The sequence below is a fragment of the Serratia sp. KG1D genome (assembly GCF_037150675.1).
GTDB classification, from domain to species: domain Bacteria; phylum Pseudomonadota; class Gammaproteobacteria; order Enterobacterales; family Enterobacteriaceae; genus Serratia; species Serratia nematodiphila.
Genome location: NZ_JBAGIH010000002.1, coordinates 573,724 through 597,430, shown reverse-complemented (window position 1 = coordinate 597,430; position 23,707 = coordinate 573,724). Strand labels below are relative to the sequence as shown.

Sequence of the window (23,707 nt, the reverse complement as noted above, 5' to 3'; positions counted from 1 at the left end):
CTGACAAAAGGATAACCCTATGCAAAGCCAACTGTTGATTGACGGCCAACTGGTGAATGGCCAGGGCGCGACCCAGCCGGTGTATAATCCGGCGACCGGCGAAGTGATCGCGCAGGTGGCGGAGGCCAGCCCGGAGCAGGTCGATCGCGCGGTGCTGGCGGCGGACGCCGCGTTCGCCGCCTGGGGGCAAACCACGCCGAAGGAGCGCGCCGAGCATCTGCTCAAGCTGGCGGATCTGATCGACGAGCATGCCGAGACCTTCGCCAGGCTGGAGTCGCTCAACTGCGGCAAGCCTTATCACTGCGTGCTGAACGACGAGCTGCCGGCGGTGGCCGACGTGTTTCGCTTCTTCGCCGGCGCCAGCCGCTGCCTGACCGGCATGGCGGCCGGTGAGTATCTGGCCGGGCACACCTCGATGATCCGCCGCGATCCGCTCGGCGTGGTGGCCTCGATCGCGCCGTGGAACTACCCGCTGATGATGGCGGCCTGGAAACTGGCGCCGGCTTTGGCGGCGGGCAACTGCGTGGTGATCAAGCCTTCGGAGCAGACGCCGCTGACCACCTTCAAATTGGCCGAACTGGCCGCCGGGCTGTTCCCGCCGGGCGTGCTCAATGTGCTGTTCGGGCGCGGCGCCAGCGTCGGCGATCGGCTGACCGGGCATGACAAGGTGCGCATGGTGTCGCTGACCGGGTCGATCGCCACCGGCGAGCACATCATCGCCCACACTGCCGCCGGCATTAAGCGCACCCATATGGAGCTGGGCGGCAAGGCACCGGTGCTGGTGTTCGACGACGCCGATCTGCAGCAGGTGGTGGACGGCATTCGCGGCTTTGGTTTTTACAACGCCGGCCAGGATTGCACCGCCGCCTGCCGCATCTACGCGCAGAAAAGCATTTATCCCGAGCTGGTCAAGCGGCTGGGCGAGGCGGTGGCCAGCCTGAAGATCGGCGCGCCGGACGACGAGAGCACTGAGCTGGGTCCGTTGATTACCGCCCAGCATCTGGAGCGGGTGGCCGGTTTCGTCGAGCGAGCCAAAGCGTTGCCGCACGTGCAGGTAGTGACCGGCGGCGAGAAGGTGAAGGGGCCGGGCTACTATTTCCAGCCGACGCTGCTGGCCGGCGCGCGCCAGGACGATGAGATCGTGCAGCGCGAAGTGTTCGGCCCGGTGGTGACGGTGACGCCGTTTGACGATGAAGAGCAGGTGCTGGCCTGGGCGAACGAATCCAACTACGGGTTGGCCTCGTCCGTGTGGACCCGCGACGTGGGCCGCGCGCATCGCTTGAGCGCCCGCCTGCAATACGGCTGCACCTGGGTGAACACCCACTTCATGCTGGTGAGCGAGATGCCGCACGGCGGCCAGAAACTGTCCGGCTACGGCAAGGATATGTCGATGTACGGGCTGGAGGATTACACGGCCATTCGTCATGTGATGTTCAAACATTGATTTTACAATAATTATCCGCACAATAGCGCGGCCTTTGGGCCGGCCCCGGCCGGTCGATGATAATAAAAATTGAAAGGAAGCCTATATGGGTATCACCAGACGCGATTTTCTCAACGGGGTGGCGATCACCATCGCCGCCGGGTTGACGCCGCTGCAAATCCTGCGCGCGTCACCACAAACCGCCAATCAAACCCTGTACTACCCGCCGGCGCTGACCGGGCTGCGGGGTAACCATCCGGGCTCGTTCGAGCATGCGCATCAGCTGGGGCGCGACGGCAAAACCTTTGATTTCGGCAGCGTGCCCGCCGTTGAAGAGTTCGATCTGGTGGTGGTGGGCGCCGGCATCAGCGGGCTGGCGGCCGCCTGTTTCTGGCAGCAGCTGAAGGGCGAGCAGCAGCGCATTCTTTTGATCGACAACCACGACGACTTCGGCGGCCACGCCAAGCGCAACGAGTTCAACAGCGACGACGGCATGCTGCTCGGCTACGGCGGCAGCGAATCGCTGCAGTCGCCGCGCTCCAACTTCAGCCCGGTGGCGATGGGGCTGCTGCGCAAGCTCGGCGTCGATATCGACCAACTGGAACAGGCTTTCGACACCACCTTCTACCCGGATTTGAATTTGAGCCGCGGCGTTTACTTCGATCGCAAGAACTTCGGCGTCGACAAGGTGGTGAGCGGCGATCCGGGCCGCACGGTGGCGGACGACATCCCGCGCGATCGCCTCAACGGCCGCTCTTATGACGCGTTCATCGGCGATTTCCCGCTGCCGGAAAGCGATCGCCAGGCGCTGATCGCGCTGCACACGGTGGAGAAGGATTATCTGCCGGAGATGACGCTGGAGCAGAAGGTCGAGTGGCTCGATACCCACAGCTATACCCAGTTCCTGCGGGAGAAGGTGGGCCTGAGCGAGCTGGCGATACGTTATTTCCAGCAGACCACCAACGATTTCCAGGCGGTGGGCATCGATGGCACCTCGTGCAGCGATGCGCGCATTTGCGATCTGCCGGGCCTGAACGGCATGAATCTGCCGCCGCTGGACGAAGAGTCGCAGGCGGATCTCGACGATCCTTACGTGTTCCACTTCCCGGACGGCAACGCCACGCTGGCGCGTCTGATGGTGCGCCAGCTGATCCCGGCGGTGGCGCCGGCCGGCAAGGACATGAACGACGTGGTGCTGGCTAAATTCGACTACAGCCAGCTCGATCGGCCGGAATCGCCGGTGAAGCTGCGTTTGAACAGCACCGGACTGCACGCGGCCAACGTCGGCGACAAGGTGGAGGTCACCTACATGACCGGCGAGAAGATGACCAAAGTGCGCGCCGGGCAGGTGGTGATGGCCGGCTACAACATGATGATCCCGTATCTGGTGCCGGAGATGGCGCACGAGCAGCAGGAGGCGCTGAAGCAGAACGTCAAGGCGCCTCTGGTGTACAGCAAGGTGGTGATCCGCAACTGGCAGCCGTTCATCAAGCTGGGCGTGCACGAGGTCTATTCGCCGGCCGCGCCGTACAGCCGCGTGAAGCTGGACTATCCGGTGAGCATGGGCGGCTATCAGCACCCGCGCGATCCGGATCGGCCGATCGGCCTGCATATGGTGTATGTGCCGACGCTGCCGGGCAGCGGCCTCAGCACGCGCGAACAGTCGCGCAAAGGGCGCGCGCTGCTGCTGGGCACGCCGTTCGAAGTGCACGAACAGATGATCCGTGAACAGCTGCAGGGCATGCTGGGCGAGGCCGGTTTCGATCATCAGCGCGACATTCAGGCGATCACCGTCAACCGCTGGTCGCACGGTTACTCCTACTTCCTCAACGGGCTGTTTGACGACGAAGACGAAGCCAGGAACATCATCGAAACGGCGCGGCAGCCGATCGGCAAGATCGCCATCGCCAACTCCGATGCCGACTGGAGCCCGTACGCCAACTCGGCGATCGATCAGGCGTGGCGCGCGGTTAACGAACTGGCCTACGGCAAGGTTGCCGCCAAGGAGGGAGCATGAGTCTGCGTTCGCTGTACCTGTTGAGCCTGCTGGCCGCCGGCGGCTCGGCCCAGGCGATGTCGGCCGGGGAATACGTCGCCAAAGCCGGTGACTGCACCGCCTGCCATACCGCGCCGGGCGGCGCCGAATTGGCGGGCGGCATGAAGTTCCCGACGCCGCTCGGGGCTATCTACGCCACCAACATCACGCCGGACAAGCTGCACGGCATCGGCGCTTACTCGTTCGAAGAGTTCGATCGCGCCATGCGTCAGGGGATCGCCAAAGACGGTCACCGGCTTTATCCGGCGATGCCGTACACCTCGTACGCCAAAATGAGCGCGGAAGACATGCGCGCGCTGTATGACTATTTGATGAACGAGGTACCGGCGCAGAACGTCGCCAACCGCGACAGCGATATCAGTTGGCCGCTGTCGATGCGCTGGCCGCTGGCGGTGTGGAATCAGCTGTTCCACGACGACCAGCCGTATCAGGCCGATCCGCAGCAAAGCGCCGAGTGGAACCGCGGCGCCTACCTGGTGCAGGGCGCGGGCCACTGCGGCAGCTGCCATACGCCACGCGGCTGGGCGATGCAGGAGAAGGGGCTGGACGGTAAGGAACCGGTGTTCCTGAGCGGCGCCGAGCTGGACGGCTGGTACGCCTCCAATCTGCGCGGCCTGCCGCCGGAAGAGGTGACGGCGCTGCTGAAAACCGGCCGCAGCCGCCATGCGGCGGTCGCCGGGCCAATGAGCGAGGTGGTGACCCACAGCACGCAGTACCTCAGCGACGGCGATCTGAACGCCATCGCGGTGTACCTGCGCAGCCTGGCGCCGGACACCGCCGCCAAATCTGCCTCATCTGCTGCGCAGGCGGATAATTCGGGCGGCAAGGCGACCTATGCGATGTACTGCTCGACCTGCCACGGCAATAAGGGGGAGGGCACCGACTTCGCCATTCCGGCGCTGGCAGGCAATGCCACGGTAACGGCGGATAATCCGCTGACCGCGCTGCGGGTGGTGCTGGAAGGGGCGCATACGCCGATCACGCAACAGGCGATGGCGTTCGACATGCCGGCTTATGGCTGGGCGTTGAACGATCGTCAAGCGGCCGATCTGATGAGCTATCTGCGGGGAAGCTGGGGCAACCAGGCGGCGCCGGTGACGGTGCAGCAGGTGCAGGACGCGCGCCAACTGCAGGAGAAATGAAGGGGGAGCGCGGTCTGACGGCCGCGCTCCGCACGCATTACAGCACTTTATGCGGGCCGAAGCATTCGTAGTGGATGCGTTCGGCCTCTACGCCCATCTCCAGCAGCTGTTTGCCCACGAACTGCATGAAGGCCACCGGGCCGCAGAAGTAATAGTGCATTTGCGGATCGGCCAGGCTGCCTTGCAGCGCGCTCAAATCCATCAATCCGCGGCTGTGGTAGTCGCGGCCTTCCACGTCATCGGCGCCCGGCTCGCGGTACCACACATGGCGGCTCAGATTCGGCATGCGCCCGGCAATATCCGCCACTTCCTCGGCAAAGGCGTGCACGCTGCCGTTTTCCGCCGCGTGCAGCCAGTGGACCTGCGCCTGATGTTGGCTGTCGTGCAGGCTGTTGAGCATACCGAGCATTGGGGTTTGGCCGACGCCGGCGGAGATCAGCGCCACCGGCGTGGTCGGCGTCACGTCGAGGAAGAAGTCGCCGTGCGGCGGGGCGATGTCGATCACGTCGCCTTCCTGCGCCTGCTGGTGCAGGTAGTTGGACACTTTACCCTGATCTTCACGCTTCACCGCGATGCGGTAAAACTCGCCGTTCGGCGAGGCGGTCAGCGAGTACTGGCGAATTTCCTGATGCTCCAGGCTGTCGTGCTTGATGTAGACCGCCAGGTATTGCCCCGGTTTGAAGTCCGCCACCCGGCCGCCGTCCACCGGCGCCAGCACGAAGCTGCAGATCACGTCGCTCTGCGGCTGCTTCTTCAGAATGCGGAATGCGCGCAGATCGCGCCAGCCGCCGTTGTCGGTTTCGCTCTGCTGATAAATCTGCTCTTCACGCTGAATAAACACGTTGGCCAGCACGCCGTAGGCTTTGCCCCAGGCGTCCAACACTTCCTGACCCGGGCTGAACATTTCGTCCAGCGTCGCCAGCAGGTGGCCGCCGACGATGTTGTACTGCTCCGGCTGGATATTGAAGCTGGTGTGCTTCTGCGCGATGCGCTCCACCGCCGGCAGCAGCGCCGCCAGGTTCTCGATGTTGGCGGCATAGGCGCAGATGGCGTCGAACAGCGCCTGACGCTGATCGCCGTTGCGCTGATTGCTCATATTGAAAATGTCTTTCAATTCCGGGTTGTGGGCGAACATGCGATCGTAAAAGTGGGCGGTCAGCTTCGGCCCGGTTGCTGCCAGCAGGGGGATGGTGGATTTCACGGTGGCGATGGTTTGGCTATCCAGCATGGGAGCGCTCCTTGGGTTGGGATCTTGACGAGAATTTTAATGATGTATTTTAAATGCATCTTATTGGGTTCCACGCCGCTTGTAAATACCCTTGTTTTCGTTGCGGTGTTCTTCGGGCGTCGATCGCGCTCACAGAACATGAAAAAAGCGCATTGTTCGCATGAGGAAATGTCCGTTGATAAACGGCGGCGTCTAGAGGATCAAAGCCTTGCGCCGCCTTATGCCAATCGTTTGCGTAAAAACCTCTGTCAAGACCTATCTTCGGTAGGGCGAAACGGTTTACACTGTGGCCCAGACCCCAAACGGGTAGTTATTTGGTGATTTTTTAGTTAGCTGATTTAAGTCAGGAGATGCCGGATGTTAAAGCGTGAAATGAACATTGCCGATTACGATGCGGAACTGTGGCGTGCCATGGAGCAGGAAGTGGTGCGTCAGGAAGAGCACATCGAGCTGATCGCGTCTGAGAACTACACCAGCCCGCGCGTAATGCAGGCTCAGGGTTCCCAGCTGACCAACAAATACGCTGAAGGCTATCCGGGCAAGCGTTACTACGGCGGCTGCGAATACGTGGATATCGTTGAGCAGCTGGCTATCGACCGCGCCAAAGAATTGTTCGGCGCCGATTACGCCAACGTGCAGCCGCACTCCGGCTCCCAGGCTAACTTCGCCGTGTACACCGCGCTGCTGCAGCCGGGCGACACCATTCTGGGCATGAACCTGGCGCACGGCGGCCACCTGACCCACGGTTCCCCGGTTAACCTGTCCGGCAAACTGTATAACGTGGTGCCTTACGGCATCGACGACAAAGGTCAAATCGACTATGACGATCTGGCCAAACAGGCGCAAACCCACAAGCCGAAAATGATCATCGGCGGCTTCTCCGCCTACTCCGGCGTGGTTGACTGGGCCAAAATGCGCGAAATCGCCGACAGCATCGGCGCTTACCTGTTCGTCGACATGGCGCACGTGGCCGGTCTGATCGCCGCCGGCGTGTACCCGAACCCGGTGCCGCACGCGCACATCGTCACCACCACCACCCATAAAACCCTGGCGGGCCCGCGCGGCGGCCTGATCCTGGCGAAGGGCGGCGACGAAGAGCTGTACAAGAAGCTGAACTCCGCCGTGTTCCCTGGCGGCCAGGGCGGCCCGCTGATGCACGTGATCGCCGGCAAGGCGGTGGCGCTGAAAGAAGCGATGGAGCCTGAGTTCAAGGTTTACCAGCAGCAAGTGGCGGTCAACGCCAAGGCGATGGTGGAAGTGTTCCTGCAGCGCGGCTATAAAGTGGTCTCCGGCGGCACCCATAACCACCTGTTCCTGCTGGATCTGGTCGACAAGAACCTGACCGGTAAAGAAGCTGACGCCGCCCTGGGCCGCGCCAACATCACCGTCAACAAAAACAGCGTGCCGAACGATCCGAAGAGCCCGTTCGTCACCTCCGGCGTGCGTATCGGCACCCCGGCCGTGACCCGTCGCGGCTTCAAAGAGGCCGACGTGCGCGAACTGGCCGGTTGGATCTGTGATGTGCTGGACAACATCAACGATGAAGCCACCATCGAACGCACCAAGAAGAAAGTGCTGGATATCTGCGCCCGCCTGCCGGTTTACGCCTAATCCCGCTTTCGCCTGACAAAACCCGCTGCGGCGGGTTTTTTTATGGCCGCTTGCGGCAAACTGTGAGCTGTCTGGCACTCTAACGCATTGAAGTGGAATGAAGATTGCGGGCCGGTGTGAGCTCTGTCAAAGTATTGCCCTCACACCGGAGGGATCATGGTTCTGCAATCCACGCGTTGGCTCGCGCTCAGTTATTTCACCTACTTCTTTTCCTACGGCATCTTCTTACCGTTCTGGGGCGTGTGGCTGAAAGGCGAGGGCATCGCGCCCGAAACCATCGGCATGTTGCTAGGCGCCGGTTTGGTGGCCCGCTTCCTCGGCAGTTTACTGATTGCTCCGCGCGTTAAAGATCCCTCTCATCTGGTCGCCGCCCTGCGCCTGCTGGCGCTGCTGACCCTGGCTTTCGCGGTTGGCTTCTGTTTCGGCAACGGCTGGGGCTGGCTGATGCTGGTGATAGCGGGCTTCAACCTGTTCTTCTCGCCGCTGGTGCCATTGACCGACGCGCTGGCCGCCACCTGGCAAAAGCAAATCCGCATGGACTACGGCCGGGTGCGGCTGTGGGGCTCGCTGGCGTTCGTCATCGGCTCGGCGCTGACCGGGCAGCTGGTGGCGGTGTGGGGCCATAACGCCATTCTCTACAGCCTGATCTTCAGCGTGCTGGCGATGCTGCTGGGCATGTTGCTGAAGCCGAGCGTGATGCCGCAGGGCGAAGCGCGCACGCACGGCGGAGCCGAGCGTTCGCTGTGGGCGCTGTTGAAAGAGGGGCCGGTGTGGCGCTTCCTGCTGTGCGTCACGCTGCTGCAGGGGGCGCACGCCGGTTACTACAGCTTCGGCTCCATTTACTGGCAGGAGGCGGGCTATTCGGCCTCGACCATCGGTTATCTGTGGTCGCTGGGCGTGGTGGCGGAGGTGATTATTTTCGCCAGCAGCAACGTGCTGTTCCGCCGCTGGAATGCGCGCAACCTGCTGCTGCTCTCCGCCTGCTGCGGCGTGTTGCGCTGGAGCCTGATGGCCTACAGCACCGAGCTGGGTTGGCTGCTGCTGATCCAGATCCTGCACTGCGGCACCTTCACCGTCTGCCATCTGGCGGCGATGCGCTTTATCGCCGCGCGTCAGGGGCAAGAGGTGATCCGGCTGCAGGCGGTGTATTCGGCGTTGGCGATGGGCGGCGGTATCGCCGTCATGACGGTGATTGCCGGGTTCCTGTTCGAACATTGGCAGGGCGGGGTGTTCTGGGTGATGGCGGCGGTCGCGGTGCCGGCCTTGTTCATCCGGCCGCCGGCGGTCAGCGTCAGCCGTTGATTAAGGCGCTTCCAGCAGCGCGCGGATGGCCTGGCGCTGCCGGGTTTCCAGCGGCAGCTCGGTGTAGATCAGCGGCGGGTGCGGATCGTTGTGCACCGCCGCATAAGGGGTGATCACCAGCGTGACGCCCTGCGGCGCGCCGCCGCGCAGATAGTCGCTCAGCGGCAGATACTTGATGTTCAGCGGCAGCAGCGTGAGCTCGCGGATCTGATATTCCACTTCCTCTTCCAGCTGCGGATTGTCCAGCGTCAGCAGCAGCACCTGTTTTTCCTGCAGCGCGTTGTCCTGCATCAGCCAGGCGCCGAAGCTGATGGCCACCAGGCCCGCCTCCTCGTTGGAAAAATGCACGCCGTACTCCTGCTCCAGCGGTTTCAGCGCTTCCTGCGTGGTGCGCATCAGCCGCGGGTATTTGCGCACCACGTCTTCCAGCAGCATATTGTCGATGCCGATGGCGAAACGGCAGCGCTCCAGCGCCGGCGCCAGGTGAGCGAACAGCTGGCTGACCAGCTCGGCCTTGCTGCTGAAGGCCATACCGGAAAGTTGCTGGAAACGCTCGACCATGCTGCCGATCGCCGCCATCAACCGCTGCTCTTGCGCCGAGTCATTGCTGTGGTAGCTGTGATTTTTCAACAGGGTGAAGGTCAGCGCCAAAAAATCGCGCTCGTCCGCCTGCGGCGGCTGGTTAAACAGCCGGTTGCAGGCCTGATGCAGCCAGGCGGCGGCTTGCTGTTCCGGCTTTTGCCGCAGCCAGTCGCGCTGAACGGCGTCGAAACGCGGATGCTGCTGCAGGCGATTTTGCCAGGCGCAGTAGAGCAGATAATGCTGCAGGAATTGGCGGTCGCGCGCGTCGAAGTGGCGGTTGAGCAGCGGCTCGCAGGCATCTATCACTTGAGCCAGCTGCGACGCCGACCCGGCATCGGCCGCCAGCGCCAGCCGCAGGCGCGGGGCGAAGTCGCTTTCGACGAACTGCGGGCTGCAGCGCAGGGCCCGCCGCAGCCAATGGATCAGGCACAGGCGTTGGTCGAGCGCGCTGCCCCGCAGTTGGTAGCCATGGTCGGGATCGACGGCGATCTCCAGATGGTGGAAACGCTGGATTTCACTGGCCACCTCGGCTATATCTTGCCGGGTTATCGGGGGGGCGACGCCATTGATTCGGCTTAAGGTCTCCAGCTGTAACTCGGGCTCCGGCGTGTACAGCATCAGCAGCAGATGACAGCGCCGTTGTTGTCCGGAGAGCTCGGGCACGGGAGAGGTGTCCAGGCTCATTATCACCTTCCGGCATTAAAGGTTGCGATTATGCCTAAGCATAGCAAAAGGCTTTGTAACGTCAGGATGACAGTGCGGCTTTTACTTCGGCTTACAACTTTCGTCACAAATATCGCCGGGAGAGGCGGGCCGTTCGGCAGTTATTTGTGTTACGTTATAACAAATGCAGGTAAGACAGGATAATGATGAAGTTACGTCGTCTTTTGGCTGCCCTCGGCGCCGTGTTCAGCGCTGGAGCGGCCGCTCATCCGCACAGCTTTATCGACATGAACACCACCTTCGTCGCCAAGGACCAGCGGCTGGTCGGCCTGAAAATGGTGTGGGTGATGGATGAAATCACCTCGGCGGATCTGCTCTACGATGCGAAAAACGCCAAGAGCGATTCGGAAGTGTGGAAAAAGCTGGCGGCGGAAGTGATGGCCAACGTGCTGGGGCAGCACTATTTCACCGATCTTTACCGCGACGGCAAGCCGGTGAAATACCTGAACTTGCCCAGCGAATATCACCTGTCGCGCCAGGGCAACCAGGCGGTGCTGGAGTTCGTGCTGCCGTTGGCCGAGCCGCAGCCGCTGGCGGGCAAGCCGTTCGAGCTTTCTACTTACGATCCGACTTATTTCGTGGATATGACCTATAAAGACCAAAATGCGCTGCATTTGCCGCCGGAGATGGCGCAGCAATGCAGCTACAAGCTGATGACGCCGAAGCCGAATGCGTCGCTGCAGGCCTATGCGCTGTCGCTCGACAAGAACGACTCGCCCGGCGAAGACCTGGCGCTGGGGCAGCAGTTCGCCCAGCGGGTGACGCTGCAATGTCGCTGAATCTCTCGCAACCGACGACGAGCCGGCGCCACTGGGCCTTCGGCCTGTGGCCGCTGCTGCCGTTTACGCTGGCGCTGGCGGCCGCCGCGTTGCTGGCGTGGCACTACTGGCCGCAGCTGCTGATGCAGAGCGTGGTATGGCAAAAAGCGCTGCATCAACAGATGGCGGGGCTGTTGCAGCAGGTGAAGGCCGCGCCGCAGCAGGCCGGGCTGGCGCTGATGCTGTTCAGCCTCGGTTATGGCGTTTTGCATGCGCTTGGGCCCGGCCACGGTAAAGTGGTGATCGCCACCTATCTGGCCACCCACCCGGCGCGGCTGAAAAGCAGCCTGAAGCTGACCTTCGCCGCTTCGCTGGTGCAGGGGCTGGTGGCGATCGCGCTGGTGACGTTGATGCTGGTGGTGTTGCAGCTCTCTTCGCGCCAGCTGCACCAAAGCAGCTTTTGGCTGGAGAAGGGCAGTTTTATTCTGGTGATGCTGCTTGGCGTGCTGCTGAGCTGGCGCGCGCTGAAACGTCTGTTTGCGGCGATCAAAGCGATGCGCCCGGCGCCGGCGCTGCGCATCAACAGCCTGACGCCGCTGGCGGCGGATCATGTCCACAGCGCCAATTGCGGCTGCGGCCACCGGCATCTGCCGAGCGACAGCGAGCTGCAGGCGGGAAGCGATTGGCGCACTCAGGCCGCCATCGTGCTAGCGATGGGCATGCGTCCCTGTTCGGGGGCGATTTTGGTGTTGCTGTTTTCCAAGGTGATCGGCGTGTTTGGCTGGGGAGTACTCTCCGCGCTGGCGATGGCATTCGGCACCTCGTTGACCATCTCCATGCTGGCGCTGCTGGTGCATTACAGCCGCCGGCTGGCGGTGCGCCTCAGCCGTTCGCGCGCGCCCGCCGCCTGGAGCGCGGTGGCCTGGGGTTCGCTGGCGCTGGCCGGTGGCCTGATCCTGCTGGCCGCCGGGCTGCTATTGTACGTCAGCGCGCAGCCGGAATTCGGCGGCGGTATCCGCCCCTTCTCCCGCTAACGGGCATAAAAAAAGCGCTGCATCGGCAGCGCTTTTTTGCGATTCGCTTCTGGCGATTAACGCTTCAGCGCTTCGCTCAGTTCTTCACGCATGGTGGCCAGCATGGCTTTCACCACGCGCGGGTTGCCTGCGACCACGTTGCCGGAGCTGAAGTGGTTGTGGCCGCCGACGAAGTCGGTGACCAGGCCGCCGGCTTCACGCACCAGCAGTTCGCCTGCGGCGAAGTCCCACGGCTTCAGGCCGATTTCGAAGAAACCGTCCACGCGGCCGGCGGCGACATAGGCCAGATCCAGCGCAGCGGAACCGGTGCGGCGGAAGTCCGCGCACTGGGTGAACAGTTTGCCGACGATGTTGATGTAAGGCGTGGCGTGCTGTTTGACTTTGAACGGGAAGCCGGTCGCCAGGATGGTGCCATCCAGATCTTTGGCGTTGGTGCCGCGCAGACGGTAACCGTTGAGCTGTGCGCCCTGGCCGCGCGTGGCGGTGAACAGTTCGTTGCGCATTGGATCGTAAACCACGGCCACTTCGGTACGGCCTTTGATGCGTACGGCGATGGAAACGGAGAAATGAGGGAAACGTTTGATGAAGTTTGCAGTGCCATCCAGTGGATCGATCACCCATTGCACATCGCGATCTTCGCCGATCAGCTCACCGCGTTCTTCGCTCACGATACTGTGTTGCGGATAAGACTTGCGGATGACGTCGATGATCAGATGCTCTGCATCGCGATCGACGTTGGTGACGAAGTCATTGGTCCCTTTCTGGCTCGCTTCTACAGCGTCCGGGGTTTCGTAGTTTTTGGCAATCAGGTTACCGGCCTTGCGCGCAGCGCGCACGGCGATAGTCAGCATCGGATGCATGGGTATCTTCCAACTAGGATGTTAAAGAACAGGAAACGGCGCGAAGTATAGCAGCTGTTCGGCAAATTGCCTACGGCTGTGTTAAGATGCTGCGATTTTCCGCCACGCTCAGAGTTTGTATGCTGCACAATATCCGCATTGTTCTGGTAGAGACTTCACATACCGGCAACATGGGCTCGACCGCCAGAGCCATGAAAACCATGGGTTTAACCAACCTTTATCTGGTTAATCCGCTGATCAAACCCGATTCTCAGGCCATCGCCCTGGCCGCCGGCGCCAGCGACGTGATCGGCAACGCCACCATCGTCGATACCCTCGATGACGCCATCGCCGGCTGCAGCCTGGTGGTGGGCACCAGCGCACGTTCTCGCACCTTGCCGTGGCCGATGCTGGAGCCGCGCGAATGCGGCGTGCGCGCGGTGCATGAAGGCGAGCACGCGCCGGTGGCGCTGGTGTTCGGCCGCGAACGCGTCGGGCTGACCAACGATGAATTGCAAAAGTGCCACTACCACGTCGCCATTCCGGCCAACCCGGACTACAGCTCGCTGAACCTGGCGATGGCGGTGCAGATCCTGGCGTACGAAGTGCGCGTGGCTTACCTCGATCGCCAACAGGCGGGCGCGCCACAGTTGGAAGAGACGCCGTATCCGCTGGTGGACGACCTCGAGCGTTTCTATCAGCATCTGGAGCAGACGCTGCAGCGCACCGGTTTCATTCGCCCGTCGCATCCGGGCCAGGTGATGAACCGTCTGCGTCGGCTGTTCACCCGCGCGCGCCCGGAAGGGCAGGAGCTGAATATCCTGCGCGGCATGCTGACGTCGATCGAGAAACAGGATAAACATCAAGGTAATTAATTGATGTGGCATCACGGTGGGCGACAATAGTATTAGTTATCCAAAGGTTATAACATGTATTTTATATACCTTTGTTCTTGCTAAGTTCAAAACGTGCTAATACTTGAGTTAATTACTGGGTTAAATAGTTGACTGTTTTACTCGGGAATGTCAGACTTTCGGCCATATTTGACCAACAGGTAACCATTGAGCTATGAGACTGACATCCAAAGGCCGTTATGCCGTAACCGCTATGCTCGACGTAGCGCTGCATTCTCAGGAAGGGCCGGTGCCACTGGCGGACATTTCCGAACGCCAGGGTATTTCGCTCTCTTATCTGGAACAATTATTCTCCCGTCTGCGCAAGAATGGCCTGGTGGCCAGCGTGCGCGGTCCGGGCGGTGGTTATCTGCTGGGTAAAGACGCGGGTGAGATCGCCGTTGGCGCTGTCATCACTGCTGTCGATGAATCGGTAGATGCAACCCGTTGCCAGGGCAAAGAAGGCTGTCAGGGCGGCGATCGCTGCTTGACCCACGCCCTGTGGCGCGATCTGAGCGAGCGCATCAGCGGGTTCCTGAACAACATTACGCTGGCAGAACTGGTCAACAACCAGGAAGTGCTGGTGGTGGCGGATCGTCAAAACAACGATACGCGCCGCACGGCCAACGGCCGTCCGCAAGAAACTATCAACGTTAATCTGCGCGCATAAGCAGCTGGCGAAATTATTTTAGTTTTTGGAAGTGATGTACGGAGCACAAGAGCAATGAAATTACCGATTTATCTGGATTACTCAGCAACGACGCCGGTTGACCCGCGCGTTGCTGAGAAGATGATGCAGTTTTTGACCCTGGACGGCACTTTCGGCAACCCGGCTTCCCGTTCCCACCGTTTCGGTTGGCAGGCGGAAGAGGCGGTAGACATCGCCCGTAACCAAATCGCCGAACTGGTGGGCGCTGACCCGCGCGAAATCGTCTTCACCTCCGGGGCGACCGAATCCGACAACCTGGCGATCAAAGGCGCTGCCAATTTCTACCAGAAAAAAGGCAAGCACATCATCACCAGCAAAACCGAACACAAAGCCGTGCTCGACACCTGCCGTCAGCTGGAGCGCGAAGGGTTTGAAGTGACCTACCTGGCGCCGCAGAGCAACGGCATCATCAGCCTGCAGGATCTCGAAGCGGCGCTGCGCGATGACACCATTCTGGTCTCCATCATGCACGTCAACAACGAAATCGGCGTGGTGCAGGACATCGAAGCGATCGGCGAAATGTGCCGTGCGCGCGGTATCATCTACCACGTTGACGCCACCCAGAGCGTGGGCAAACTGCCTATCGATCTGAGCAAGCTGAAAGTCGACCTGATGTCGTTCTCCGGCCACAAAATCTATGGCCCGAAAGGCATCGGCGCGCTGTACGTGCGCCGCAAGCCGCGCATCCGCATCGAAGCGCAGGTGCACGGCGGCGGTCACGAGCGCGGCATGCGTTCCGGCACCCTGCCTGTCCACCAGATCGTCGGCATGGGCGAAGCTTATCGCATCGCCAAAGAAGAGATGACCGAAGAGATGGCGCGTCTGCGCACTCTGCGTGACCGTCTGTGGAACGGCGTGAAAGATATGGAAGAAGTGTATCTGAACGGCGATCTGGAGCACGGCGCACCGAACATCCTGAACGTCAGCTTCAACTACGTTGAAGGCGAGTCGCTGATCATGGCGCTGAAAGACCTGGCCGTTTCTTCCGGTTCAGCCTGTACCTCCGCCAGCCTCGAGCCGTCCTACGTGCTGCGCGCGCTGGGCATGAGCGATGAATTGGCGCACAGCTCGATCCGTTTCTCCCTGGGGCGTTTCACCACGGAAGAAGAGATCGACTACACCATTCAACTGGTGCGTAAATCCATCGGCCGTCTGCGCGATCTGTCCCCGCTGTGGGAAATGTTCAAGCAGGGCGTGGACATCAACAGCATCGAATGGGCGCATCATTAATTCTCAGGTTTCAGGAGCAAGGTCATGGCTTACAGCGAAAAAGTAATCGATCATTATGAAAACCCGCGCAACGTGGGTTCTTTCGACAACGAAGATCCTACCGTCGGCAGCGGCATGGTAGGGGCGCCGGCTTGCGGCGACGTCATGAAGCTGCAAATCAAGGTTAACGATGAAGGCATCATCGAAGACGCGCGCTTTAAAACTTACGGCTGCGGTTCCGCCATCGCCTCCAGCTCGCTGGTGACCGAATGGATGAAAGGCAAGTCGCTCGATCAGGCTGAAGCGATCAAAAATACCCAGATCGCCGAAGAGCTGGAATTGCCGCCGGTCAAAATTCACTGCTCGATCCTGGCTGAAGACGCCATCAAAGCAGCGATTGCCGACTATAAGAGCAAGCATAGCGCCAAGTAATTTGTCTGAGTCGGCCCGGCCGCGCCGGGCTTTGATGTGAAGTGTGAGGTTGTGATGTCTATTACCATGAGCGACAGCGCTGCGCAGCGTGTTCAGGCGTTTTTGACGAACCGCGGCAAAGGTCTCGGCCTGCGTCTGGGAGTGCGAACTTCCGGCTGCTCCGGGATGGCGTACGTGCTGGAATTTGTTGACGAAGCCAACGATGACGACATCGTATTTGAAGACAAAGGCATCAAGGTGATCATCGACGGCAAGAGCCTGGTCTACCTTGACGGCACCGAGCTTGATTTCGTTAAGGAAGGCCTGAACGAAGGCTTCAAGTTCAACAACCCGAACGTCTCAAGCGAGTGCGGCTGCGGCGAGAGTTTCAACGTCTGACAGTCCATCGTGCTCCCCCGTTTCGGCGGGGGAACTTCATCCGCTAACGCCCAGAGCACGCTATGGATTACTTTACTTTATTCGGGCTGCCAGTTCGCTACACCGTGGACGGCAGCCTGCTTGCGTCCCGCTTCCAGGATCTGCAACGCCAATTCCACCCCGATCGTTTCGCCAACCAGCCGGAGCGCGAACGCCTGATGGCGTTGCAGCAGGCGGCGACCATCAACGAAGCCTACCAGGCGCTGAAGCACCCGTTAAAACGCGCGGAGTATATGCTATCTTTGCACGGCTTCGATCTGGGCAACGAACAGCATACGATGCGCGACACCGCGTTCCTGATGGAACAGCTGGAACTGCGCGAAGAGCTCGACGCCATTGAGCGCAAGCCGGAGGCGGAAAGCCTGCTGGCCGATTTCGGCGCGCGGCTGGCCGTCTCCATCAAACAGCTCAGCGCGCTGATGCTGCAGCAGTTGGACAGTGAGCAGTGGGCGGACGCCGCCGACACCGTGCGCAAGCTGCGCTTTTTGGACAAACTCCAGCAACAGGTTGAACAACTCGAAGAAAAACTGCTGGGTTTTGAGTAACACCTTCTGATTCTGATTGTGGAAGCTTCAACATGGCCTTATTACAAATTAGTGAGCCTGGCCTCAGCGCCGCGCCGCACCAGCGACGCTTGGCCGCCGGCATCGACTTAGGCACCACCAACTCGTTGGTCGCCACGGTGCGCAGCGGGCAGGCGGAAACGCTGGCCGACGAACAGGGGCGCCATTTGCTGCCTTCGGTGGTGCATTATCAGGCGGACGCGCAGCGCGTCGGCTGGGAGGCGCGCCAACAGGCGGCGCAGGATCCGGCCAATACCGTCAGCTCCATCAAACGCATGATGGGCCGCTCGTTGGCGGACGTGCAGCAGCGTTACCCGAACCTGCCGTATCAATTTCAGGCCAGCGACAACGGCCTGCCGCTGATCGTCACCGCCGCCGGCCCGGTTAATCCGGTCGGCGTTTCCGCCGATATCCTGCGGGCCCTGTCCGCGCGCGCGCAAGCGGCGCTGGAAGGCGAGCTGGACGGCGTGGTGATCACCGTTCCCGCCTACTTCGACGACGCGCAGCGTCAGGGCACCAAAGACGCAGCGCGTCTGGCCGGCTTGCACGTTCTGCGCTTGTTGAACGAACCGACCGCGGCGGCGATCGCCTACGGGCTGGATTCCGGCCAGGAAGGGGTGATCGCGGTCTACGATCTGGGCGGCGGCACCTTTGATATCTCCATTCTGCGCCTCAGCCGCGGCGTGTTCGAAGTGCTGGCGACCGGCGGCGATTCCGCGCTGGGCGGCGACGACTTCGATCATCTGTTGGCCGACTGGCTGCGCGAGCAGGCCGGCGTGGCCGATCGCAGCGACCACGGCGTGCAGCGTCAACTGCTGGATGCCGCCATCGCCGCCAAAATCGCGTTGAGCGATGCCGACAGCGTGCGCGTCGAGGTGGCCGGCTGGCAGGGCGAGGTGTCTCGCGCCCAGTTTGAAGCGCTGATCGCCCCGTTGGTGAAACGCACGCTGATGGCCTGCCGCCGGGCGCTGAAAGACGCCGGCGTCGCCGCCGACGAGGTGCTGGAAGTGGTGATGGTCGGCGGTTCCACCCGCGTGCCGTTGGTGCGTGAGCAGGTGGGCGCCTTCTTCGGTCGCACGCCGCTGACGTCGATCGATCCGGATAAAGTGGTCGCCATCGGCGCCGCGATCCAGGCCGACATCCTGGTGGGCAACAAGCCGGACAGCGATATGCTGCTGCTGGACGTGATCCCGCTGTCGCTGGGCCTCGAAACCATGGGCGGCCTGGTGGAGAAAGTGATCCCGCGCAACACCACTATCCCGGTGGCGCGCGCGCAGGAGTTCACCACCTTTAAAGACGGCCAGAGCGCGATGATGATCCACGTGCTGCAGGGCGAGCGCGAGCTGGTGCAGGATTGCCGTTCGCTGGCGCGCTTTACGCTGCGCGGCCTGCCGCCGCTGCCTGCCGGGGGCGCGCACATTCGCGTCACCTTCCAGGTGGATGCCGACGGCCTGCTGAGCGTCACCGCGATGGAGAAATCCACCGGTGTGGAAGCCTCGATCCAGGTCAAGCCGTCGTACGGCCTGTCGGATAGCGAAATCGCCGGCATGATCAAGGATTCGATGGCCAATGCGCAAAGCGACGTAGGCGCGCGCAAGCTGGCGGAGCAACGCGTGGAAGCCGCGCGGGTTCTGGAAAGCCTGCAGGGCGCGCTGGCCACCGACGCCGCGCTGCTGAGCGAGGCGGAAAGCCAGGCGATCGCCGCCGCGACCCAGGCGTTGCAGCAGGCGGCGCAGGGTGAAGATCCCGCCGCTATCGAAGACGCCATCAAAACATTAGATGCACAAACGCAAGATTTTGCCGCGCGCCGCATGGACGCTTCCATTCGCCGCGCGCTGGCTGGCCATTCTGTGGATGAGGTTTAACCATGCCTAAAATTGTTTTCCTGCCCCATCAAGATCTTTGCCCGGAAGGGGCGGTTCTGGAAGCCGAAAAAGGGGAGTCGATCCTCAACGTTGCGCTGCGCAACGGCATTGAAATCGAGCACGCCTGCGAGAAATCCTGCGCCTGCACCACCTGCCACTGCATCGTGCGTGAAGGCTTCGATTCGCTGGAAGAGAGCAGCGAGCTGGAAGACGACATGCTGGACAAAGCCTGGGGGCTGGAGCCGGAAAGCCGTCTGAGCTGCCAGGCGCTGGTCGCCGACGAAGATCTGGTGGTCGAAATGCCGCGCTACACCGTCAACCACGCGCGTGAGCATTAATTGTTAGCCGCAGCGTCAACCCGGAGATCATAATGGGACTGAAGTGGACCGACAGCCGTGAAATCGGCGAAGCCCTGTACGACCAATACCCGGATACCGATCCGAAAACCGTGCGTTTTACCGACATGCATCAGTGGATCTGCGATCTGGAAGAGTTCGATGACGATCCGCAGGCTTCCAACGAAAAAATACTGGAAGCGATCCTGCTGGTCTGGTTAGATGAAGCGGAGTAAATAGCGTAACGGGCTGCCATGGGCGGCCCGTTTATTTTGTATCCGACAAGATTAATAAAAGAATAATCCGGAGTAAGAAGGCTATGACAACAGAATTCATGCAGGTCACGCTGTCGCAACAACCTGCCGACGCCCGCTGGGGCGAGAAAGCGCTGCTGAGCACCAACGGTGAAGGGATGACCATTCACCTGACCGGCGCCGACAAGCTGGGCGCGATCCAGCGCGCGGGCCGCAAAATTGATGGCCAGGGCATCAAAAACGTCAAGCTGGCCGGCGACGGTTGGGATTTGGAAAACAGCTGGGCGTTCTGGCAAGGCTATCGCGGGCCGAAAGGGCAGCGCAACGTCGAATGGGCCGAGCTGCCGGAAGCCGCGCGTCAGGAACTGGATAAGCGCCTGAAGATCGTCGACTGGGTGCGCGACACCATCAACATGCCGGCGGAAGAGCTGGGGCCGGAGCAATTGGCGACCCGCGCCGTCGATCTGATGTGCGACGTCGGCTGCGATGCCGTCAGCTACCGCATCACCAAGGGCGAAGATCTGCGCGAGCAGAACTATGCCGGCATCCACACCGTCGGCCGCGGCTCCGAGCGCCCGCCGGTGCTGCTGGCGCTCGACTTCAACCCGACCGGCAACCCGGACGCGCCGGTGTTCGCATGCCTGGTCGGCAAGGGCATCACCTTCGACAGCGGCGGCTACAGCCTGAAGCAGAGCGCCTTTATGGATTCGATGAAATCCGACATGGGCGGCGCGGCCACTATCACCGGCGCGCTGGCGCTGGCGGCGGCGCGCGGCCTGAAGCAGCGCGTGAAGCTGTACCTGTGCTGCGCCGACAACATGGTCAGCGGCAACGCCTTCAAACTGGGTGACATCATTCGCTACCGCAACGGCAAAACCGTTGAGGTGATGAACACCGATGCGGAAGGGCGCCTGGTGCTGGCCGACGGCCTGATCGACGCTTCTGAGCAGAACCCGCAGCTGATTATCGACTGCGCCACCCTGACCGGCGCGGCGAAAACGGCGGTAGGCAACGACTATCACGCGCTGTTCAGCTTCGACGACGCGCTGGCGCAGGAGCTGCTGAGCAGCGCCGCCGCCGAGCATGAGCCGTTCTGGCGTCTGCCGCTGGCCGAGTTCCACCGCAGCCAGCTGCCGTCCAACTTCGCCGAGCTGAACAACGTGGCCGGCCCGGCCTACACCGCCGGCGCCAGCACCGCGGCGGCCTTCCTGTCGCATTTCGTTAAGAACTACCAGCAAGGCTGGTTGCACATCGACTGTTCCGCCACCTACCGCAAAGGCGCGGTGGATCAGTGGTCGGCCGGCGCGACCGGGCTGGGCGTGCGCACCCTGGCCAATCTGTTGCTGAGCAAAGCCAAATAATTGAACGCCCGCCGCGTCGGGCGCTAGAATGCGCATTATCTTCGGGGCCCAGCATGCTGGGCCTCGCTCTTTGATCCCTGGAGTTTGCCATGAGTGCCCATCATCACGATGCCGCCCCGAGCGAGAACGAACTTGAACGCCTGCTGAAGCTGGCGGTGACGGAGCCGGCCCACCGTCCGGCGTTCTTCCGTGAACTGCTCGACGCCACGGTGCTGATCCTCGGCGACAGCGAGCAGGTGCAGCAGGATGGCGACATCACGCTGAACGCGGATACGCCGGTCAATATCCAGCATTGGGAAAAGCAGGACGGCGGCAGCATCATTCCGTTCTTCACTTCGCTGGAAGCGTTGCAGAAGGCCGTTGAGGACGAACAGCCGTTCATCGCCATGCCGGCGCGGGTGCTGTTTGAAATCACCCAGGGCGCGGATCTGTTCCTCAACCCGAAGGCGGAATACGGCAAAGAGTTCTATCCGGAAGAGGTGGCGATGCTGCTGGCGACCGGTGGCGTCGTCAAACCGGTGGAGCACTACGTCGATAAAGAGACCCAAATCCTGTTGGGGCAGCCCGAAGAGTACCCGTCGGCGATGGTGGATGCGCTGACCACGCTGTTCAGCCAGCGCAAGCCGGTGCGCCGCGCGTTTCTGGCATTGATGCACGACCAGGCGGCGGACGAGAAGCCGAATCTGCTGATCGGGCTGGAAGTGGATGCAGAACCGGCGGAGATCGAGGCGTTGATCAACGAGGCCGGCAGCGTCGCCAGCGAAACGGCGCCGAATGACGAACCGGTGGATTTCTGCCTGGTATCGGAGAAAGAGCGGGGCATCAGCCACTACCTGATCGCCCATACGCAGCCGTTTTATCAGCGCCGCTGGGGCAGTTGGCTGCGCAATGTGATCCCGTCTACCGACAAGACCCAATAACGTCGGCGTGCCGCTGAAAGTGGCGAATGAAGATCATATTTTTTTAATGAAATGTTGATTTTCCCGTAGGCAAGCGTTAACGGCGCACATATAATCTGCGCCACTTGAGAAGGCCGGCAACATTGCAGACCGGCCTGTTTTGGAAGTCATACAGAGGCCATCATGACCGTAGAACGTACCTTTTCCATCGTTAAACCAAACGCTGTAGCCAACAACGACATCGGCGCTATCTACGCGCGTTTCGAGCGCGCCGGTTTCAAAATCATCGCCGCTAAAATGCTGCGTCTGACTCGCGAGCAAGCTGAAGGCTTCTACGCTGAGCACAAAGGCCGCCCATTCTTCGACGGTCTGGTCGAGTTCATGACCTCCGGCCCAATCATGGTGCAGGTTCTGGAATCTGAAAACGCCGTGCAGCGCAACCGCGACATCATGGGCGCAACTAACCCGGACAACGCACTGGCCGGCACCCTGCGCGCCGACTACGCGGACAGCTTTACCGCTAACGCCGTTCACGGTTCCGACTCCGTTGAATCCGCACAGCGTGAAATCGCTTACTTCTTCAACGAAAGCGAAATCTGCGCACGTTAATCGTGCCGTTGCTGATAACCAGGCATTCACCGGCTGAAACAATAAAAATGCCCTGAATGCCTTTCAGCCATAGAAACCCGCTACTAAAATTTGTACAATGCCGCGCCCCTGATAAGACGACTTGTCAGGGGCGTGTTTTTAGTGCCGCCACCCGAATCATGCGGGCTGAAATGCACAACTTACTTTCCATTCTTTAGCGCCATAACGTGTAATAACGAGGCCAGAGATCATTATGTTAGAACCCATCACGTCCGAGCACACCGTGTCTGAAAATAATTCGCTGACTACCCCCTCCGTTAACGTGGAGCAACCGGCTGCGGCCAAAATCAACTTGCTGGACCTGAACCGCCAGCAAATGCGCGAGTTCTTCGCCGAAATGGGCGAAAAACCGTTCCGCGCCGATCAGGTGATGAAGTGGATTTATCACTACTGCTGCGACGATTTCGAGCAGATGACCGACATCAACAAAGTCCTGCGCGGCAAGCTGCAGCGCGTGGCGGAAATCCGCGCGCCGGAAGTGGCGGAAGAACAGCGTTCGGCCGACGGCACCATCAAGTGGGCGATCAAGGTGGGCGATCAGCAGGTCGAAACCGTGTATATCCCGGAAGCCGACCGCGCGACGCTGTGCGTCTCCTCGCAGGTAGGCTGCGCGCTGGAGTGCAAATTCTGTTCGACGGCGCAGCAGGGCTTCAACCGCAACCTGCGCGTGTCGGAAATCATCGGCCAGGTGTGGCGCGCGGCGAAGATCATCGGCGCGCTGAAGGTGACCGGCCAACGCCCGATCACCAACGTGGTGATGATGGGCATGGGCGAGCCGCTGCTCAACCTGAACAACGTGGTGCCGGCGATGGAAATCATGCTGGACGATTTCGGCTTTGGCCTGTCCAAACGCCGCGTGACCCTGTCTACCTCCGGCGTGGTGCCAGCGCTGGACAAGCTGGGCGACATGATCGACGTGGCGCTGGCCATTTCGCTGCACGCACCGAACGACACCATCCGCGATGAGATCGTGCCGATCAACCGCAAGTACAACATCGAGACCTTCCTGTCCGCGGTGCGTCGCTACCTGGAGAAATCCAACGCCAACCAGGGCCGCGTCACCGTCGAGTACGTGATGCTGGATCATATCAACGACAGCACCGACGACGCGCATCAGCTGGCGGAAGTGCTGAAAGACACGCCGTGCAAGATCAACCTGATCCCATGGAACCCGTTCCCGGGCGCTCCGTACGGCCGCAGCTCCAACAGCCGGGTGGATCGTTTCTCCAAGGTGTTGATGGAATACGGCTTTACGACTATTGTTCGTAAAACCCGTGGTGACGATATCGACGCCGCCTGCGGGCAACTGGCGGGTGAAGTGATCGACCGTACCAAGCGTACCCTGAAGAAGAAAATGGCCGGGGAACCTATCAACGTACGGGCGGTCTGAATCCTATAGCACCATTTTTTGTTATCTAACAGCC

At 61.2% G+C, this 23,707-nt stretch carries 23 protein-coding genes; 20 read left to right on the top strand and 3 right to left on the bottom strand.

The features are described from left to right. Nucleotides 1–19: 19 nt before the first annotated feature. The 3 genes from patD to WFM45_RS14575 all read left to right on the top strand — a co-directional run bounded on the left by patD (nt 20) and on the right by WFM45_RS14575 (nt 4,621). Complete coding sequence (gene patD / locus WFM45_RS14585) at nt 20–1,444, top strand: aminobutyraldehyde dehydrogenase (protein ID WP_049186757.1); 1,425 nt, start codon at nt 20–22, stop codon at nt 1,442–1,444. 85 nt (nt 1,445–1,529) lie between these two features. Continuing rightward, the gene (locus WFM45_RS14580) at nt 1,530–3,440 is read left to right on the top strand and encodes an NAD(P)-binding protein (RefSeq protein ID WP_082997536.1); all 1,911 of its coding nucleotides are present in this window, start codon (nt 1,530–1,532) and stop codon (nt 3,438–3,440) included. Beyond that, nucleotides 3,437–4,621, top strand: coding sequence for a c-type cytochrome (locus WFM45_RS14575; RefSeq protein ID WP_336956188.1), 1,185 nt, complete (start codon nt 3,437–3,439; stop codon nt 4,619–4,621). Before WFM45_RS14580 ends, WFM45_RS14575 begins: the two co-directional genes overlap by 4 nt. Before the next feature lie 37 nt (nt 4,622–4,658). Here the strand turns inward: WFM45_RS14575 and hmpA are convergent, their stop codons facing one another. After that, on the bottom strand, nt 4,659–5,849 hold the full coding sequence (gene hmpA / locus WFM45_RS14570) for an NO-inducible flavohemoprotein (RefSeq protein ID WP_033632321.1): 1,191 nt from the start codon (nt 5,847–5,849) through the stop codon (nt 4,659–4,661). 357 nt (nt 5,850–6,206) lie between these two features. Here hmpA and glyA point away from each other — a divergent pair, with 357 nt between their 5' ends. Beyond that, the gene (gene glyA / locus WFM45_RS14565; protein WP_004941389.1) at nt 6,207–7,460 is read left to right on the top strand and encodes a serine hydroxymethyltransferase; all 1,254 of its coding nucleotides are present in this window, start codon (nt 6,207–6,209) and stop codon (nt 7,458–7,460) included. 156 nt (nt 7,461–7,616) lie between these two features. Further along, a complete protein-coding gene (locus WFM45_RS14560) occupies nt 7,617–8,762 on the top strand; it encodes a 3-phenylpropionate MFS transporter (RefSeq protein WP_076741093.1) in 1,146 nt (381 codons plus the stop codon). On the opposite strand, the gene csiE is transcribed toward WFM45_RS14560, so the two are convergent. Continuing rightward, a complete protein-coding gene (gene csiE / locus WFM45_RS14555; RefSeq protein ID WP_336956182.1) occupies nt 8,763–10,028 on the bottom strand; it encodes a stationary phase inducible protein CsiE in 1,266 nt (421 codons plus the stop codon). Between the two features lie 182 nt (nt 10,029–10,210). Between csiE and WFM45_RS14550 the strand changes: the two genes are divergently transcribed. Both WFM45_RS14550 and WFM45_RS14545 read left to right on the top strand, forming a co-directional pair. Then, complete coding sequence (locus WFM45_RS14550) at nt 10,211–10,846, top strand: DUF1007 family protein (protein ID WP_048325183.1); 636 nt, start codon at nt 10,211–10,213, stop codon at nt 10,844–10,846. After that, nucleotides 10,837–11,859, top strand: a complete 1,023-nt coding sequence (locus WFM45_RS14545; RefSeq protein WP_336956179.1) for a nickel/cobalt transporter — start codon at nt 10,837–10,839, stop codon at nt 11,857–11,859. The genes WFM45_RS14550 and WFM45_RS14545 overlap by 10 nt, the downstream gene beginning before the upstream one ends. Before the next feature lie 56 nt (nt 11,860–11,915). Here WFM45_RS14545 and suhB read toward each other — a convergent pair whose 3' ends face one another. After that, on the bottom strand, nt 11,916–12,719 hold the full coding sequence (gene suhB, locus WFM45_RS14540; RefSeq protein ID WP_004941400.1) for an inositol-1-monophosphatase: 804 nt from the start codon (nt 12,717–12,719) through the stop codon (nt 11,916–11,918). Between the two features lie 119 nt (nt 12,720–12,838). Between suhB and trmJ the strand changes: the two genes are divergently transcribed. The 13 genes from trmJ (at nt 12,839) to WFM45_RS14475 (ending at nt 23,673) form a co-directional block, all read left to right on the top strand. After that, nucleotides 12,839–13,573 carry a tRNA (cytosine(32)/uridine(32)-2'-O)-methyltransferase TrmJ gene (trmJ, locus tag WFM45_RS14535; protein ID WP_015378781.1) on the top strand — a complete coding sequence of 245 codons (735 nt, stop codon included), beginning with the start codon at nt 12,839–12,841 and terminating at the stop codon, nt 13,571–13,573. A 193-nt stretch (nt 13,574–13,766) separates the two neighbouring features. Further along, a complete protein-coding gene (gene iscR, locus WFM45_RS14530; RefSeq protein WP_004941404.1) occupies nt 13,767–14,261 on the top strand; it encodes a Fe-S cluster assembly transcriptional regulator IscR in 495 nt (164 codons plus the stop codon). A 54-nt stretch (nt 14,262–14,315) separates the two neighbouring features. Next, a complete protein-coding gene (gene iscS / locus WFM45_RS14525) occupies nt 14,316–15,530 on the top strand; it encodes a cysteine desulfurase (protein ID WP_016929764.1) in 1,215 nt (404 codons plus the stop codon). Between the two features lie 24 nt (nt 15,531–15,554). Further along, nucleotides 15,555–15,941, top strand: coding sequence for a Fe-S cluster assembly scaffold IscU (gene iscU, locus WFM45_RS14520; protein WP_004941408.1), 387 nt, complete (start codon nt 15,555–15,557; stop codon nt 15,939–15,941). A gap of 54 nt (nt 15,942–15,995) precedes the next feature. Continuing rightward, nucleotides 15,996–16,319 carry an iron-sulfur cluster assembly protein IscA gene (gene iscA / locus WFM45_RS14515; RefSeq protein WP_004941410.1) on the top strand — a complete coding sequence of 108 codons (324 nt, stop codon included), beginning with the start codon at nt 15,996–15,998 and terminating at the stop codon, nt 16,317–16,319. A 62-nt stretch (nt 16,320–16,381) separates the two neighbouring features. Further along, on the top strand, nt 16,382–16,903 hold the full coding sequence (gene hscB / locus WFM45_RS14510; RefSeq protein ID WP_336956176.1) for a co-chaperone HscB: 522 nt from the start codon (nt 16,382–16,384) through the stop codon (nt 16,901–16,903). Nucleotides 16,904–16,935: 32 nt separating this feature from the next. Continuing rightward, the gene (gene hscA, locus WFM45_RS14505; RefSeq protein ID WP_131165063.1) at nt 16,936–18,786 is read left to right on the top strand and encodes a Fe-S protein assembly chaperone HscA; all 1,851 of its coding nucleotides are present in this window, start codon (nt 16,936–16,938) and stop codon (nt 18,784–18,786) included. Nucleotides 18,787–18,788: 2 nt separating this feature from the next. Further along, nucleotides 18,789–19,124: an ISC system 2Fe-2S type ferredoxin gene (gene fdx, locus WFM45_RS14500; RefSeq protein ID WP_004941417.1), complete on the top strand. Its 336-nt coding sequence runs from the start codon at nt 18,789–18,791 to the stop codon at nt 19,122–19,124. Nucleotides 19,125–19,156: 32 nt separating this feature from the next. Then, nucleotides 19,157–19,357 carry a Fe-S cluster assembly protein IscX gene (gene iscX, locus WFM45_RS14495; protein ID WP_006327336.1) on the top strand — a complete coding sequence of 67 codons (201 nt, stop codon included), beginning with the start codon at nt 19,157–19,159 and terminating at the stop codon, nt 19,355–19,357. Between the two features lie 83 nt (nt 19,358–19,440). Continuing rightward, the gene (gene pepB, locus WFM45_RS14490; RefSeq protein ID WP_033632327.1) at nt 19,441–20,736 is read left to right on the top strand and encodes an aminopeptidase PepB; all 1,296 of its coding nucleotides are present in this window, start codon (nt 19,441–19,443) and stop codon (nt 20,734–20,736) included. 89 nt (nt 20,737–20,825) lie between these two features. After that, nucleotides 20,826–21,656: an enhanced serine sensitivity protein SseB gene (sseB, locus tag WFM45_RS14485; RefSeq protein WP_004941422.1), complete on the top strand. Its 831-nt coding sequence runs from the start codon at nt 20,826–20,828 to the stop codon at nt 21,654–21,656. Nucleotides 21,657–21,818: 162 nt separating this feature from the next. Beyond that, complete coding sequence (gene ndk / locus WFM45_RS14480; protein WP_004941424.1) at nt 21,819–22,244, top strand: nucleoside-diphosphate kinase; 426 nt, start codon at nt 21,819–21,821, stop codon at nt 22,242–22,244. A 232-nt stretch (nt 22,245–22,476) separates the two neighbouring features. Further along, a complete protein-coding gene (locus WFM45_RS14475; RefSeq protein ID WP_004941426.1) occupies nt 22,477–23,673 on the top strand; it encodes a bifunctional tRNA (adenosine(37)-C2)-methyltransferase TrmG/ribosomal RNA large subunit methyltransferase RlmN in 1,197 nt (398 codons plus the stop codon). The last annotated feature ends 34 nt before the right edge of the window (nt 23,674–23,707 follow it).